Origin of the sequence: Nitrosomonas eutropha (genome assembly GCF_003201195.1) — a bacterium.
GTDB classification, from domain to species: Bacteria; Pseudomonadota; Gammaproteobacteria; order Burkholderiales; family Nitrosomonadaceae; genus Nitrosomonas; species Nitrosomonas eutropha.
This window is the reverse complement of the sequence record NZ_QICQ01000016.1, coordinates 19,633-35,692: the sequence shown is the minus strand read 5'-3', so window position 1 is coordinate 35,692 and position 16,060 is coordinate 19,633. Positions and strand designations below refer to the sequence as shown.

14 protein-coding genes are annotated in these 16,060 nt (G+C 48.6%); 8 read left to right on the top strand and 6 right to left on the bottom strand.

All coding sequences use genetic code 11. The features are described 5' to 3' along the window. Positions 1–24: 24 nt before the first annotated feature. A complete protein-coding gene (gene prmB, locus C8R14_RS07265) occupies positions 25–945 on the bottom strand; it encodes a 50S ribosomal protein L3 N(5)-glutamine methyltransferase (RefSeq protein WP_011633706.1) in 921 nt (306 codons plus the stop codon). A 47-nt stretch (positions 946–992) separates the two neighbouring features. Here prmB and tadA point away from each other — a divergent pair, with 47 nt between their 5' ends. The 3 genes from tadA to C8R14_RS07250 are packed head-to-tail and all read left to right on the top strand — an operon-like array spanning position 993 to position 3,644. Next, positions 993–1,496 (top strand): tRNA adenosine(34) deaminase TadA, encoded by a 504-nt coding sequence (gene tadA, locus C8R14_RS07260; RefSeq protein ID WP_011633707.1) that lies wholly within the window; start codon positions 993–995, stop codon positions 1,494–1,496. Then, positions 1,493–1,972: a L,D-transpeptidase gene (locus C8R14_RS07255; RefSeq protein WP_011633708.1), complete on the top strand. Its 480-nt coding sequence runs from the start codon at positions 1,493–1,495 to the stop codon at positions 1,970–1,972. Before tadA ends, C8R14_RS07255 begins: the two co-directional genes overlap by 4 nt. Positions 1,973–2,030: 58 nt before the next feature. Further along, the gene (locus C8R14_RS07250; protein WP_256212009.1) at positions 2,031–3,644 is read left to right on the top strand and encodes an NAD-dependent malic enzyme; all 1,614 of its coding nucleotides are present in this window, start codon (positions 2,031–2,033) and stop codon (positions 3,642–3,644) included. A gap of 48 nt (positions 3,645–3,692) precedes the next feature. On the opposite strand, the gene serB is transcribed toward C8R14_RS07250, so the two are convergent. Next, complete coding sequence (gene serB / locus C8R14_RS07245) at positions 3,693–4,523, bottom strand: phosphoserine phosphatase SerB (protein WP_011633710.1); 831 nt, start codon at positions 4,521–4,523, stop codon at positions 3,693–3,695. Between the two features lie 87 nt (positions 4,524–4,610). Beyond that, positions 4,611–6,086, bottom strand: coding sequence for a GGDEF domain-containing protein (locus tag C8R14_RS07240; RefSeq protein ID WP_011633711.1), 1,476 nt, complete (start codon positions 6,084–6,086; stop codon positions 4,611–4,613). Between the two features lie 256 nt (positions 6,087–6,342). Here C8R14_RS07240 and C8R14_RS07235 point away from each other — a divergent pair, with 256 nt between their 5' ends. From C8R14_RS07235 to hemE, 5 genes are all read left to right on the top strand, one after another. After that, positions 6,343–7,836, top strand: coding sequence for a leucyl aminopeptidase (locus tag C8R14_RS07235; protein WP_011633712.1), 1,494 nt, complete (start codon positions 6,343–6,345; stop codon positions 7,834–7,836). Between the two features lie 31 nt (positions 7,837–7,867). After that, the gene (locus tag C8R14_RS07230; RefSeq protein WP_011633713.1) at positions 7,868–8,296 is read left to right on the top strand and encodes a DNA polymerase III subunit chi; all 429 of its coding nucleotides are present in this window, start codon (positions 7,868–7,870) and stop codon (positions 8,294–8,296) included. Positions 8,297–8,368: 72 nt separating this feature from the next. Continuing rightward, positions 8,369–8,770: a hypothetical protein gene (locus C8R14_RS07225; RefSeq protein WP_011633714.1), complete on the top strand. Its 402-nt coding sequence runs from the start codon at positions 8,369–8,371 to the stop codon at positions 8,768–8,770. Between the two features lie 63 nt (positions 8,771–8,833). Continuing rightward, complete coding sequence (locus C8R14_RS07220) at positions 8,834–11,587, top strand: valine--tRNA ligase (RefSeq protein WP_011633715.1); 2,754 nt, start codon at positions 8,834–8,836, stop codon at positions 11,585–11,587. A 95-nt stretch (positions 11,588–11,682) separates the two neighbouring features. Then, positions 11,683–12,753, top strand: coding sequence for a uroporphyrinogen decarboxylase (gene hemE / locus C8R14_RS07215; protein ID WP_011633716.1), 1,071 nt, complete (start codon positions 11,683–11,685; stop codon positions 12,751–12,753). A gap of 154 nt (positions 12,754–12,907) precedes the next feature. Here hemE and C8R14_RS07210 read toward each other — a convergent pair whose 3' ends face one another. From C8R14_RS07210 to C8R14_RS07200, 3 genes are all read right to left on the bottom strand, one after another. Continuing rightward, positions 12,908–13,714 (bottom strand): NYN domain-containing protein, encoded by an 807-nt coding sequence (locus C8R14_RS07210; RefSeq protein WP_011633717.1) that lies wholly within the window; start codon positions 13,712–13,714, stop codon positions 12,908–12,910. Positions 13,715–13,863: 149 nt separating this feature from the next. After that, a complete protein-coding gene (gene sucD / locus C8R14_RS07205) occupies positions 13,864–14,751 on the bottom strand; it encodes a succinate--CoA ligase subunit alpha (protein ID WP_011633718.1) in 888 nt (295 codons plus the stop codon). A gap of 29 nt (positions 14,752–14,780) precedes the next feature. After that, complete coding sequence (locus tag C8R14_RS07200) at positions 14,781–15,953, bottom strand: malate--CoA ligase subunit beta (RefSeq protein WP_011633719.1); 1,173 nt, start codon at positions 15,951–15,953, stop codon at positions 14,781–14,783. Positions 15,954–16,060: the final 107 nt, after the last annotated feature.

Here is a 16,060-nt window from a genome sequence, read left to right as displayed (position 1 = left end):
TTCCAGACAAATTCCTTTCTACGCTTACAAGTCGCATCGTCTCACCATTAGAAGAAACTGATCTCCTGCACTGGCTTCCAACCAGGTACAGGACAGCTGGGGAAATGCTTGCTCGATTTCGGCTTGATTGTGGCCGATTTCCATGATCAGCAAGCCGTTTTCGGTCAGATGGTCGGCTGCTTCTCTGAGAATTCGGTGAACAATATCCAGCCCATCAAGTCCGCCTGCCAGGGCGATAGCGGGTTCGTGGCGATATTCTTCAGGGAGCATTGCCATGGATACAGCATTGACATAGGGAGGATTACTGATGATTAGATCGTATCTTTTACCTTGCAGCCTGGTGAAAAGATCCGCATGGATCAGGTTGATCCGGTTCATCAGATCATAATTTCTGATATTTATGGATGCCACGTCCAGTGCATCGGAAGAAATATCCACAGCATCGATTTGTGCCTGCTCAAAGGCGTGTGCCAGTAAAATGGCGAGACAGCCGGAGCCAGTGCATAAATCAAGTGCTGAATTGATGTCATGTGGATCTATTACCCAGGGAGACAGGCGATCATGTAGCAATTCAGCAATAAATGAACGCGGTATGATGACACGTTCATCAACATAGAAATTAAAATCACCCAGCCAGGCTTCGTGCGTCAGATAGGCAACCGGTATTTTTTCCCTGGCACGTCGTTCAATGATACGGAGAACCTGATCACGCTCATTGTATGTAAGCATGGCATCCATAAAAAGATCCAGCTGATCAGCGTTCAGATACAGTGCGTGCATAATCAGAAGCGCTGCTTCATCATAAGCAGTCGGCAGACCGTGTCCCAGGAAAAGATCGGATCGGTTGAAATAGCTTACTGCAAAACGCAACAAATCACGCAAGGTGCGCAATTCTTCCCCTGCCTGGAGGATGGTAGTGTTATTGGGCTGTCTGGTATAAGTCATGATTCAATCCGAGTTTCTCCGGAAAGCAATTTAGCATAAAAAAACTGATGAAAGTACAGGTTATCCGGGTGCCGGTTCAGGCAGAAGATGAGTATTTCATGCGTCAGGCGCTGGATCTTGCCCGTGTAGCGGGCGACTCAGGGGAGGTTCCAGTCGGTGCGGTTGTGGTCAGAAATAGCCAGATTGCAGGTTACGGATATAACTGTCCTGTTACGTTAATGGATCCGACGGCACATGCTGAAATCATGGCCTTGCGTGATGCTGCCAACAAACTGGGAAATTACCGGCTGCCAGAATGTACGCTGTATGTCACACTTGAGCCTTGTGTGATGTGTATCGGTTCAATGTTTCATGCCAGAATCAAACGGCTGGTTTATGCTGCGGAGGATCCAAAAACCGGTGTGTGTGGCAGTTTGCTTGATTTGCCTGCTGATACCCGGCTTAATCATCACTTGGTGGTTAGTCAGGGTGTTCTGGCGGATGAAGCGAGTACCTTGCTGAAACAGTTTTTCATTATCCGGCGCAGTACAAAAGAGCGCGATACACCATGAAAATTATCGTTGATATTTCGTTGCAACAAATGACTCTACAGGATGTAACAGGACATATTGTCAGGTGTTACCCAATCTCTTCCGCAAAAAATGGTACTGGACAGCAACGTGGCAGTTTTCACACACCTTTGGGAAAGCATATTATTCGTGCCAAGATTGGACAGAATGTACCTGTTAATACAGTGTTTGTCCGGCGTCGTCCCACTGGAGAAATCTATACATCAGAGCTGGCGGCCAATCACCCGAATCGGGATTGGATTCTGACACGCATTCTCTGGCTTTCAGGGTGTGAGCCGGGATTTAATCGCCTGGGTTCGGTCGATACCATGCGGCGCTACATTTATATTCACGGCAGTCCAGACAGCGCGGAGATGGGTAAACCCGGATCGATCGGCTGTATCCGGATGCATAATCACGATCTATTAGATCTGTTTGAACGGGTGTCTGTTGGCACGCTAGTTGAAATCAATGCCTGACCGCTTTGGGACGTAATCAAGAGGATGGTGATATCCAACACATCCTGACCAGGAAAATATCATGAAATCATTATATGGCAAGACATTACTGAACGATCCGGTGCAGAACAAATCCACCGCTTTCACCCGAGAGGAGCGTGAACATTACGGCTTGCAAGGGTTACTGCCATACGGCGTGACGGATATTAAAAAACAGCAGCAACGGGTACTGGCCAATCTGCGCAACAAAAGCAGCAATATCGAAAAATACATTTATCTGAATGATCTGCTCGAACGCAACCAACAGCTGTTTTACCGCACTCTGGTCGATCATATTGGTGAAATTATGCCATTGGTCTATACGCCCACTGTGGGCGAGGCTTGTGTAAAGCTTTCACATATTTTCAGAAAGCCGCAAGGGTTTTACATTACGCCGGAAGATCGCGGGGAAATTATATCCCGGCTCAAAAACTGGCCAGAAACCGATGTGCAAATTATCGTTGTTACAGATGGCGAGCGAATTCTTGGCCTGGGTGACTTGGGAGCAAATGGTATGGGAATACCAATCGGCAAAATATCTCTGTATGTAGCTTGTGCCGGGATTTATCCCGATCGATGTATGCCGGTCATGCTGGATGTTGGAACCGGTAATCAGGCACTGCGAGAGGATCCGCTCTATCTGGGTTATCCCTATCCCCGGCTGGTCGGACAGGATTATCTATCGCTGGTGGATGAATTTGTGGAAGCGGTACAGCATCGGTATCCGGATGCGTTGATCCAGTTTGAGGATTTCAGCAGTCGGAATGCATTTACCTTGCTGGATCGCTATGCCGCATCAGTTCGGTGTTTCAATGATGATATTCAAGGCACAGCTGCAGTGACGCTGGCGGGTATCTATGCTTCCTGCCGGATTACACACAAATCGTTTGCTGATCTGAAAATCATGTTACTGGGAACTGGATCTGCTGCAACCGGTGTGGCCGAATTGCTGCTGCCGGCATTCAAGGCGGCCGGACTGGGTGAGGCCGAGGCTCACTCTAGAATTAGTTTTGTTGATAGACGGGGTTTGGTGACAGCTGCACATGAGCTGATTAAACCGCGTATTTGTCCGTTTGTGAGCGAACGTGAGGCAATGAGTTTCGTTGATGCGATTACCGCTATCCAGCCGGATGTGCTGATTGGCGCAACAGGAACAGCGGGTGCGTTCAATGAAGCAGTTATTCGCGAGATGGCCCGTTGCCAGGAACGCCCCGTGATTATTGCGCTTTCCAATCCAACTTCGCATACGGAATGTACTGCTGAACAGGCTTACCGGTGGAGTGAAGGACGGGTTATTTTTGCCAGCGGCAGCCCGTTTGCGCCGGTAACATTTAATAAACGAACCCATTACCCGGCGCAGGGAAACAATGTATATATCTATCCTGGAATCGGGTTAGGTGTCATGGCCAGCCGTGCGCGTCTGGTGGTTGAACGTATGTTTCTGGTTGCTGCTGAAGAATTGGCAAATCGTGTTTTGTCTGGGGAAATCGAGCGTGGATCAATTTATCCGGATATTGCCCGGGTACGCGATATTTCACAGGGCATTGCCATCAAAGTTTGTCAGGTGGCTTGGCAGGATAGCCTGGCGGGTGGAAATCTGCCTGAGGATCTGGAAGCAAATGTGCAAGCTTTGATCTATGAACCCGGCTATTGAAACAGGAGTGGTGTCCCCCTGCCTTACGGTATAAAGCAGGGGATTGATTTACTCAAACAGGTTGAGGATACCGTCGAGACCGACGTGATTAAGAGAAAAGGTTGCTTTTTCCTTTAATACAGGTTTTGCATGAAAGGCAATGCCAACTCCTGATTCTTCCAGCATTTTCAGATCATTGGCGCCATCGCCGACAGCAATGACCTGATCTTTCCTGAGGCCGAGCTCATCCCGTATCCGTTTCAAGATTTCTCCCTTGCCGGATGAACCGATAATGTTGCCCAACACTCGTCCGGTCAGTTTCCCATCCTGTACTTCAAAAGTATTGGCGAATGCATAATCCAGCCCGAGCCGATCTTTGACCCGATCGGTGAAGAAAGTGTAGCCGCCCGAGATTACCATGGTCTTAATACCAGCGGATTGCATGCGTTGCAGCATTTTTTCAGCCCCCAGGCTCAATCGCACGCGCTCATCGTAAACCTTCTGTAGTGCTTCCTGTGGCAGCCCTTCAAGCAGGGCGGTACGGCGGATAAGGCTTTCGGCAAAACTGATTTCTCCGCGCATAGTGCTCTGAGTAATGGCGGAAACCTGCGGTTTGACATTGTGCATGTCGGCAATTTCATCAATGGATTCGATGGCGAGCAGGGTTGAATCCATATCCATAGAGATTAAACCAAAATCGCTTAATTTTTTGCCTGCCGGAACAAAAGCATGATCCAGGTTGGTCTCTTCACAATAGTCAGGAATATCCGGATGCAGTTGAGCATTTATCATCCGGAAAGCTTCCCCGGTGATGCGATCAATCTGACTGGCTTGTGCGAGTTTGGCAATTGCCCGTAAATCATTGTTCTGTATATCTGTACCTTGAATAATAAGATTCATGAGAATTATTTTAATTTGATTAAGTGACGAATGCAGGCACTATACATGGAATGTCGTACTATATGAATATCGGCCGGGTAGGTGCGATCAGGTTTTTAAGGGTGAAGTCAGCGCCGGATTCCATTCAACAATCCGGTTACGACCTGCATACTTGGCGGCATACAGTGCTCTATCGGCTGCTTCCAGCATTTCACTCTGGAGATCAAAAGACTTTTCCTTATCCATATTGATAGCCAGGCCAATTGAAGCCGTGATGCGGATAGTACTGGCTTCATTCGGTTTATAGGCAATTGTAGCGATACTTTCCATGACCCTTGCCAGGATGTGACGTGCAGCCGAAAGAGTCGTGCCCGGGAGTATCAGAGCAAATTCGTCACCACCATACCGGCAGAAAATATCGGTTTGACGAATCTGATCAGTAATAGCTTTGGCTACAGTTACCAGCACACCGTCTCCTGCAATATGCCCATAGGTATCGTTAAAAGTTTTGTAGTTGTCAATATCAATCATTGCCAGAGCAAGAGACGTTCCCTGCTGAATTGAAAGCTGAAATTCACTCCGGAATGCCCCATCGAAGTAGGCGCGGTTGTGCGCGCCGGTCAGGCCGTCATGCTGAATTTTGTCTTCAAGCTCGCGCACTTTGATCATAGCTCGCACTGTCAGTAACTCTCGGGCCTCAGTGATGATATTGTCAAGGTGGGCAGGGTTCAGGATAGTGATTTCAAATAGCTCTTCCACATGGTGCAGATCATTCTGCATGGCTTCCAGAACTTCTATCAATGCATGTCCGTCGAGCCCCAAATAGGCCTCCGCTATGCGGGTTGTTTCATCAATTTTTTCTTTTTTGTCAGGCGACAGGAAATAATCCGTAATGTAGCCAGATACTGCAACACATTCGTTGATGCCAGCATTAGGGATATCTGGTGCAGTATGGCTGCTCCGGCAGGCGGCAGGTGCGTAGCTGGGAAATTTCCAGTATTCAAGTAATGCTGCGCCCAGTTCGTCATGTCCTATATCGAATGTTTGGCGTTCAGCTTCCAGAAGGGCATTGTGGTCCTCAGTAAGCGAAAATACCGGTGGGTAATCCTCAGGCATGAGAGCGTGAAAGGCGAGAATGCCAATATCCTGCAGCAGCCCGGCCAGGAACAGATCATCCAGTATTTTGTCCATTCCCAGACGTTTGCCCAAAGTGCGACTGGCCAGCGCAGAAGTGATCGAGCGGCGCCAGAAGCTATTGTTGCCAGTCATGCCCAGCTTCTCTCTGGATTGTTTTATCAGAGAATCTGCCAGCAAGAAGGATAATGCTATTGTAATAACACCGTAAGTTCCGAGAATATTGGTAGCCTGGCTGATGTTATTGATCGGATATCTGGATTTATACAGAGGGGAATTGGCTGTCTTGATAATTTTGGCGGCAAGCGCAGGATCATGCGAGATATAATGATTGATCTGCGTAAGGCTGGTATCTGCTTTACCGGCAAGATCAATAATCTTGAGCGCAACAGAAGGCAGGCTAGGCAAATTGGTACAGAACCGCAATTGCTTGAGCAGATTTTCTTTCATGTTTCCATTACCAAGGACGTGAATAGAGCGTTTGCTTACTCATTCCGGATTTACAGGGAAAAATAATTTTACCCGATATAATTCCATGGAAATACTGGAAAAGAGCCGCTAAGTAAACCTATTTGTGCTGAATGTCAAAAGCATAATTCCGAATATTATGGCAGGGAATTCGGTTTTTTAATTTTAAATCAGAGACATGACCATAGTCCGGTTCATATTTATTGTCAAAAATAAACAAATAAAACAGGAGTAAAGCATGGACTTCGCAATCCAAGCGGGCGATCTGGGGAAATATTATGGTGACTGTATCGTGGCGGGTGTGTTCGAGTCCCGTAAGTTGACTGAGGCGGCCAAAGCTTTGGACGAAATGTGCAGAGGTTATCTAACCAAGGTGCTTGACCAGGGAGACATGGACGGTAGAGCAAATACAACTTTACTGCTGCACAACGTCCCGGCTATTGGAAGCAAGCGAGTGTTGCTGGTCGGGCTGGGCAAGGAGGAAGAATACGTAGAAAAGGTATTCCTGGAGGCCATTCGTGCAGCTTTTAAAGCACTGCATCAGACAGGGGTCAAAGATGTCGGTTTGTGTGTGGCGGATTTGATTGTAAAAGGAAGAGATACTGCCTGGAGCGTACTGCAGTCAACCCTCCTGGTAGAAGAAAGTGTGTACCGCTTTGATCGGCTCAAAAGTAAACGTGAGGAACGTCAGCCATCCCTGCAGAAAATTATCTTTCTTATCGGGGATGAAGCTGCAAGGGCAGGCGCAGAACAAGCATTTAAGCAGGGAGCAGCTATTGCGTGTGGTATGAATGTAACGAAAGATTTGGGTAATCTTGCGCCCAATATCTGTACTCCGACCTATTTGGCCGAACAGGCTGGCGAAATGGCCAAAACATACAATCTCAAACTTTCCGTGCTGGAAGAAAAAGATATGGAAGCGCTCGGAATGGGTGCATTGCTGGCTGTGGCACGTGGCAGCCATCAGCCGGCCAAGCTGATCGTACTGGAGTATCATGGCCGGGAAGGCATCGAGAAACCAGTTGTACTGGTTGGGAAAGGTGTCACCTTTGATACCGGCGGTATTTCACTGAAACCGGCAGTTGATCTTGATGAAATGAAATACGATATGGGCGGCGCAGCAAGTGTTTTCGGTACGCTGACTGCTGTAGCGGAAATGAAGTTGCCTATCAATGTAACAGCCATCATTCCCACAACCGAAAATATGCCAGGTGGCAATGCAACCAAACCCGGGGATGTTGTTACCAGTTTGTCCGGGCAGACAATCGAGATATTGAATACCGACGCAGAGGGACGATTGATTCTGTGTGACGCGCTGACATACGCCGAACGTTACAATCCGGATGTGGTGATTGATATTGCCACGCTAACGGGGGCCTGTGTGGTCGCCCTGGGGCATGTGGTCAGTGGCCTGATGGGTACCGATGAGCCGCTTGTTCAGGAACTGCTTCAGGCTGGGGAAAAGGCATCTGATCGTGCCTGGCAGCTACCACTGGGAGAGGAATATCAGGAACTGCTCAAAAGTAATTTTGCCGATATGGCCAATATCGGCGGTCGCTGGGGAGGAGCGATTACCGCGGCCTGCTTTCTTTCACGTTTTACCAGGAAATACCGCTGGGCGCACCTTGATATTGCTGGAACAGCGTGGAAATCCGGCAAGGAGAAGGGTGCGACCGGACGTCCGGTTCCGCTACTAACACAATTTCTGATCGATCGTGCACAACAGCATTAATCAGCTGGTATTCTAATTTCTGCGGGCAGGTGTGACACAGATTGATTTTTACACGGGCGCAACCGACAGATTGCTGATCGCCTGTCGTTTGTGTTCGAAAGCAGTACAGCAGGGATTGAAAACAGTTGTTTATATTCCGGATGCAGAATTGGCAAACCGGTTTGATAAGTTGCTCTGGACGTTTTCTCCAACCAGTTTTGTCCCACACTGCCAGGCAGATGACAAACTGGCGGGGGTGACGCCAGTGATCCTGAATAATCAGCTAGAAATGCCGGAAGTGGCTTACTTCGATGTGTTGCTTAATCTGGATGCGGCAATTCCATCCGGATTTGAACATTTTAAGCGGGTCGTTGAAATTGTTGATGAAATAGAGGACAGCAAGCTGCATGCACGCAAACGGTACCGGCGCTACCAAGAGTTGGGACACGACATTCGCCATCATCGGCTTGAGGAAAATTAACTGATTCCGAGCTATGCAGAAGCTCTCTGTATTCTCGGACTTTGAGTTTACTATCTGATCAGGAGCAATCTGGTGGCGGATGATCAACCCGATATAACGCAGGAACCGGAAGATGAAATCCTGCTGAATAAAATAGATTCAATGTTGCGCAGACATCGACAGGAACAATCTTCTCTCATGCAGCCTGTAGAGCAGATTATTGTGAGCTCATTTGACTCCCTGGAACAGCTTCCTTCCGTATCCGGTGAATTGCCCGGGGATATTGCCGAGTCAGCACCCGATATTGACGGGATTCCTGTTTTGACTGATCAGGTGACACTGACGATAGATGAATGGCCATCCCCAACAGAAATTTCCGAGCTGTTGTATTTCGCTTTTGATGCAGCATTAAGGGAAGCATGTATCAGTCTGAATCCTGCTGAACGGTTGACCTTGATTCAAGCTCTGGGGAAACGGCTGCCCAAAAATATTTAATCTTGCCTTCGTTCGTTATAATGGCCGGTTTCATTCTACCGGTTTACTTTGTGTCTGATTGTCATGGAACTCGCAAAAAGCTTTGATCCAAAGGATATAGAAAATCACTGGTACTCGGTCTGGGAAACCGCTGGCTACTTTAGTCCAGCCAAACGGGAGGAGGTTAATGCCTATTGCATCATGCTGCCGCCCCCCAATGTTACCGGTACGCTTCACATGGGGCATGCTTTCCAGCATACCCTGATGGATGCACTGATCCGTTATCATCGTATGCTGGGTGACAACACATTGTGGCAACCGGGCACGGATCATGCCGGGATTGCCACGCAGATTGTGGTTGAACGCCAGCTGGATCAGGAAGGAAAGGATCGCCGCCAAATGGGTCGTGAAGCTTTTCTGGAGCGAGTTTGGCAATGGAAAGAAGAATCCGGCTCCACCATTACCCGGCAAATGCGCCGTATGGGAACTTCCTGTGACTGGTCGCGCGAACGCTTTACTATGGATGAAGTGCTTTCCCGTGCGGTAACTGAAGTATTCGTTCGTCTGTATCGAGAAGGGTTGATTTACCGTGGCAAACGCCTGGTTAACTGGGATCCGGTATTGCAAACAGCAGTCTCCGATCTGGAAGTGGTGTCAGTTGAGGAACAGGGATCGCTTTGGCACATTCTTTATCCTTTCGAACATCGGGCAGAAAATGGTGAGAAAGGTCTGATTGTTGCTACTACACGGCCTGAAACTATGCTGGGTGATGTGGCGGTGGCAGTACACCCGGAGGATGTACGCTACCGGCATCTGATCGGACATCATGTGCGCCTGCCGTTGTCCGAGCGCACAATTCCGATTATTGCAGATTCCTATGTTGATCCCGCTTTTGGTACAGGGTGCGTAAAAATCACCCCGGCACATGATTTCAACGACTATCAGGTAGGGTTGCGCCACAAACTGATACCACTTAGCATTTTTACGCTGGATGGCAAGATCAATGACAATGCCCCGGTTGAATTTCAGGGACTGGATCGTTTTGATGCCAGAAAGAAAGTTATTACCGATCTGCAGGCACAGGAATTACTGGTTGAAACTCGCCCGCATAAACTGATGATTCCGCGTGGGGATCGGACCAATACGGTGATTGAACCCATGCTGACCGATCAATGGTATCTAGCGATGGAAGGCCTGGCCAAACAGGGGCTGGCAGCGGTTGAAAGCGGCCAGGTCAGATTTGTGCCGGAGAACTGGGCGCATGTCTATAACCAGTGGCTGGAAAACATCCAGGACTGGTGTATTTCACGGCAATTATGGTGGGGACATCGTATCCCAGCCTGGTACGATGAAGATGGCAACGTAATTGTTGCATATGATTTGGAAGAAGCCAGAAAACTGTCTGGTAAGGAAAACCTGCATCAGGATGAAGATGTACTGGATACCTGGTTTTCTTCCGCGTTATGGCCTTTTTCGACACTGGGCTGGCCGGAACAGACGCCTGAGCTTAAAACCTTCTTGCCTGGATCCGTGCTGGTAACCGGATTTGACATTATTTTCTTCTGGGTGGCACGTATGGTGATGATGTCTCTGCATTTCACCGGCGAAGTACCCTTCCGGGAAGTGTATATCACCGGCCTGATTCGCGATGCGGAAGGCCAGAAGATGAGTAAATCCAAAGGTAACGTACTTGATCCGCTTGATCTGATTGATGGCGTTGCACTGACGGAGTTGATCAGAAAGCGTACGACCGGCCTGATGAATCCCAAGCAGGCGGAATCCATCGAGAAGGCCACACGCAAGCAGTTCCCGCAAGGAATTCCCGCATTCGGAGCCGATGCGTTGCGCTTTACCTTTGCCAGCCTGGCCTCGCATGGGCGCGATATCAAGTTTGATCTACAGCGCTGTGAAGGGTATCGCAATTTCTGCAACAAATTGTGGAATGCTACCCGTTTTGTGCTGATGAATTGTGAGGGTAAGGACACAGGATTGGATGAAGGGCTGCCACTGAATTTCTCACCAGCGGATAAATGGATTATTGGTCGTTTGCAGCAAGCTGAACAGAGCGTAATACAGGCTTTCAATGAGTACCGATTTGACCTTGCTGCACGTGAGATGTATGAATTTATCTGGGATGAATACTGCGACTGGTATGTAGAGCTGGCAAAAGTACAGTTGAACAGTGAAGATGAAGCACGGCAACGTGCCACTCGCCGTACATTGGTGCGGGTATTGGAAACGGTGTTAAGGCAAGCGCATCCGATCATCCCGTTCATTACAGAGGAACTCTGGCAGGCAGTTGCGCCGCTTGCAGGTAAAACGGGGGCCAGTATCATGTGTCAGCCTTATCCTCAACCTGATCAGTTACGTATTGACGAGCAAGCTGCTGCAGATATTCAACTACTCAAGGAAGTCGTGAATGCTTGTCGTACGTTGCGCGGAGAAATGAAACTGTCACCGGCAGACCGTATACCGTTATTGATAGAAGGTGATCGTGCCCGATTGATAAATTTCTTTCCCCACTTGCAGGCGTTGGCCAGATTATCCGAAGTGGATATCCTGCCAGGTGGGTTACCGGATACCGATGCACCAGTTGCTGTGGTGGGTGATTTCAGGTTGATGCTGAAAATAGAGATAGATGTTAAGGCAGAACGTGAACGCCTCAACAAGGAAATACTCCGGGTGGAAGCTGAAATCAGCAAAGCCAGAGTGAAGCTGGACAATCCTGATTTTATCCAACGTGCGCCAGAAAAAGTGGTTCAGCAGGAAAAAGGGCGCTTGGTCACGTTCAGCACAACCTTGAAAAAACTTGATGAACAGTTGCGAAAACTGGATTGACCACTAGTCGCTGAACGATGATAGAAGTACAGTTATGTACGATTCTTTTCTTACGTTAATTTATAAACCTTTTTGAGATTTAATCTATATAGACAATGACCAGACTGGAAAATGATACTTTTATTCGCGCACTGCTGCGGCAGCCTGTGGACTATACCCCTGTCTGGATGATGCGCCAGGCTGGCCGCTATCTGCCAGAGTACAACCAGACGCGGGCGCGTGCGGGTGATTTCCTTGCCCTATGCAAAAATCCCGCACTTGCAACAGAAGTGACTTTGCAGCCATTGGACAGATTTCCGCTGGATGCAGCCATTTTATTTTCCGATATTCTGACTATCCCGGATGCAATGGGGTTGGGATTATATTTTTCGACAGGAGAGGGGCCACGCTTCGAGCGCCCGTTACGTGAAGAACGAGAAATTCACTCATTGATCGTGCCGGACCCGGGTACACATTTGCGCTATGTCATGGATGCCGTTACAGAAATTCGCAAGGCGCTGAACAATCGAGTGCCATTAATCGGATTCTCAGGCAGCCCGTTTACGCTGGCATGTTATATGGTGGAGGGTGCAAGCAGTAATGATTATCGTCAGATCAAAACCATGTTGTATACACGCCCGGATCTGCTGCACCATATTCTGGAGGTAACAGCGCAAGCGGTGATCGTCTATCTGAACGCCCAGATTGAAGCAGGTGCGCAGGCAGTGATGATTTTCGACAGCTGGGGTGGTGCGCTATCCCATGCCGCCTATCAGGAGTTTTCCCTGCGTTACATGACCCAGATCATGGAAGGATTAAAACGTGAACATGACAGCGAACGTATCCCGAATATCCTGTTTACCAAGGGAGGTGGGCTGTGGCTGGAATCCATCATGGCCAGTGGTTGTGATGCCATCGGATTGGACTGGACGATTGACATTGGCGAAGCGCGTCGGCGTACGCAAGACAAAGTAGCTTTGCAGGGCAACCTGGATCCAGCTGTATTGTTTTCCTCACCGGAAGCAATTGCTGCTGAAGTTGGAAAAATACTGGCAAGTTATGGTCATGGGCATGGCCATGTATTTAACCTCGGGCATGGCATTTCCCAGTTCACTCCGCCAGAAAATGCAAAAACACTGGTTGAAACAGTGCATATGCAAAGCGTTCACTATCATCAAGTCAGCTAATTTTTAGTATGAGCAGCGGGTTATCAGAAATTGATAACCCATTTTTGTTGTAATCGTCAATATTCTGCTGGGTTTATAGCCGGAAAGTTTTCAGATTATTTCACTGTAGGGTTGTGACCAGATATCTATAGAACCTGAGAATTGGTGGATTCTTTTATTTTGCACGAAGATATAAAATCTTTTGGGTTGCTCCGGGCGCTTGTCTTTCTTCTGTCACGAAAAGATCTATCCTTGCTTTGACAAGATCCGAGAGCTTTTTATAACCGTAAAGTCTGGAGTCAAAATCGGGTTGCAATTTTGTGAGATAGCTCCCAAAGGTTCCGATTTGCGCCCATCCGGTATCATCACTTGATTGTTCGAGTGCAGCGAGCACAAATTTCTTTGGGAATACCTGTTTTGGTTTTGCTTGATTGTTGGCTGACTGAACAGTGGCATTCTTTGAGTCATCACTTGCTTTGTGCGTGGTTATATCAGATTCTGTATCGCCGCCTGGACGTAAAATTTCTGTAAATATAAATTTGTGACAGGCGTTGCGGAATGCTTCAGGTGTTTTTTTCTCACCAAAGCCAAAAACAGTGAGCCCCTCTTCACGCAACCGCATTGCAAGACCTGTGAAATCGCTATCACTTGTAATCAGACAGAATCCATCAAATTTGCGTGTGTAGAGTAAATCCATTGCATCAATGATAAGGGTACTGTCCGTTGCATTCTTACCGGTAGTATAGGCAAATTGTTGAACGGGCTTGATTGCATGTCGTTGTAATACTTTTTTCCAGGAAGCGCTGGCAGGAGCAGTGAAATCACCGTATATACGCTTTACAGTGGCTTCACCGAACCGTGCAATTTCTGCCAGCAGCCCCTCGATGACAGCAGCCTGTGCATTATCAGCATCAATGAGGACAGCCAGACGAAGAGAAAGCTCTTCAGATTCAGTTTTTGTGACCACGCGTGGGGATGCCAAGATATCTCCTGTCTCCTGATGTATAAGTAAATCAGCCCCGAAATGACTTAATCATCCATTTTAGTGCGAATAATGCTCTTCCGGCATTTTAATAACAAGATCATTATTGATGATTTTCTTTACTCGGGACAGGAGAATCCAAAGCTGAATCAGAGGCCAGCCAGCACTTTTGCGACCGTTTCCCCCATCATGGACGGGGTCGGGCAGATAGTAACACCCAGTTCTTGCAGTTGTTCCACTTTTTCTGCTGCACTTTCGCCGGTTGATGAGATGATTGCTCCGGCATGCCCCATTCTTCTTCCGGAAGGAGCAGTTAATCCGGCAATATAGGCAACCAGAGGTTTGCGCATGTTTTCTTTGGCGAATAGTCCGGCTTCCACTTCCATCGGGCCGCCGATTTCACCAATCATCAATGCAATTTTGGTTTCCGGATCTTCTTCCAGTTTTTCCAGAATATCCCGGTGTGAGCTACCGATGATCGGATCTCCACCAATGCCAACCGAGGTGGAAATCCCGATATTCAGTCGCCGCATCTGATCGGCGGCCTCATAGCCGAGTGTGCCGGAACGGCCTACCACGCCGACTATCCCCTGGCTGTAAATATGCCCTGGCATAATACCGAGCATGGAACGCCCTGGACTGATGGTGCCGGAACAGTTAGGTCCAGACAATACCATCCGGTTTTGTTTTGGAAAGAGGCGCAGGAAATTCTTGACGGTCATCATGTCCTGGGTCGGGATACCATCCGTGATGGAGACACAATATTTGATTCCTGCATCAGCTGCTTCCATGATGGAATCTGCAGCAAAGGCAGGCGGGACAAATACGATACTGGCTTCCGCACCAGCCTGTTCAACCGCTTCCCTGACGGTATTGAATACTGGCAGTCCCAGGTGTTTCTGTCCCCCTTTACCGGGCGTTACGCCTCCTACCACATTGGATCCATAATCGATCATTTCCTGAGCGTGGAAGGTGCCAATCCGGCCGGTAAAACCTTGTACGATGATCCGCGTCCGCTCATTAATGAGAATTGCCACTTTTTGTTCCCCTTTCTGGTTTCGGTTATTCAGGCTACGACCTGGTTGCGTGCGTGTACTGCTTTCTCGGCTGCTTCGGCCAGAGTTTCTGCGGTGATAATGGGCAGACCGCTATCGGCGATAATGCGGCGGCCTTCTTCCACATTAGTGCCGGACAAACGTACAACCAGAGGAACAGTTGTTCCGATATTCCGCACCGCCTGGACTACGCCCTCGGCAATCCAGTCACAGCGGTTAATACCAGCGAAGATGTTGACCAGCATGGCCTTTACATTGCTGTCTGCCAGCACCAGCCGGAATGCTTTTTCAGTCCGCTCGGCGGAGGCGCCACCACCCACATCCAGGAAATTGGCAGGCTCGCCACCGGCCAGTTTGATCATGTCCATGGTGGCCATGGCAAGTCCGGCACCATTGATCATGCAGCCAATATCTCCATCCAGTCCAACATAACTGAGGCCGGCCTCTGCTGCTGCAACTTCGCGCGGATCAATCTGTGTGTTATCGCGCAACTCAGAAACCCGGTGACGCCGGAACAGTGCGTTTTCATCGAAACTCATTTTTGCATCCAGTGCGATCAGCTCATTATTCCGTGTGACAACCAGCGGATTGATTTCGAGAATATTGGCGTCCAGATCACGCAAGGCACGATAGCAACCCCTGATGGTTTTGATGGCGTGATTGAGTAGCTCGCCATCCAATCCCAGGGAAAAAGCCATGGTTCTTGCCTGAAAATCCTGCAAACCGACAGCCGGTTCAATATGAATTTTCTTGATAGCACCTGGATTTGTGACAGCCAGCGTTTCAATGTCCATTCCTCCCTGAGCGGAGCCAACCATGACGATACGTTCATGGCTGCGATCAATCATGAGCGCGAGATACACTTCCCGGGCAATGTCTGTGCCCGCTTCAATATATAACTTCGAGCAGAGCTTGCCTGTCGGACCGGTTTGATGCGTAACCAGTTTCTTGCCCAGCAGGGATTCAGCTGCTGTTTCGATTTCCTGGTGTGATCTGCATATCTTGATAGCACCTGCCTTGCCACGTGCCCCGGAATGAATTTGTGCTTTGACTACCCAGACGTTACTACCAATTTCCCGGCTGCGTTGCACAGCCTCTTCCACCGAATACGCCAATCCGCCTTCAGCCAGTTTGATACCGTATTCAGCCAGAATTTCCTTGGCCTGATATTCATGAATATCCAATATAGCTTCTCCCTTGAATTTTATGAAATGGTTGGGTTTAAGGGAAACTCTGAAAAAGAGTGCGAGTGATAGCCAGATAAAGCGAAATCAGCTAAAAAGCACAATTT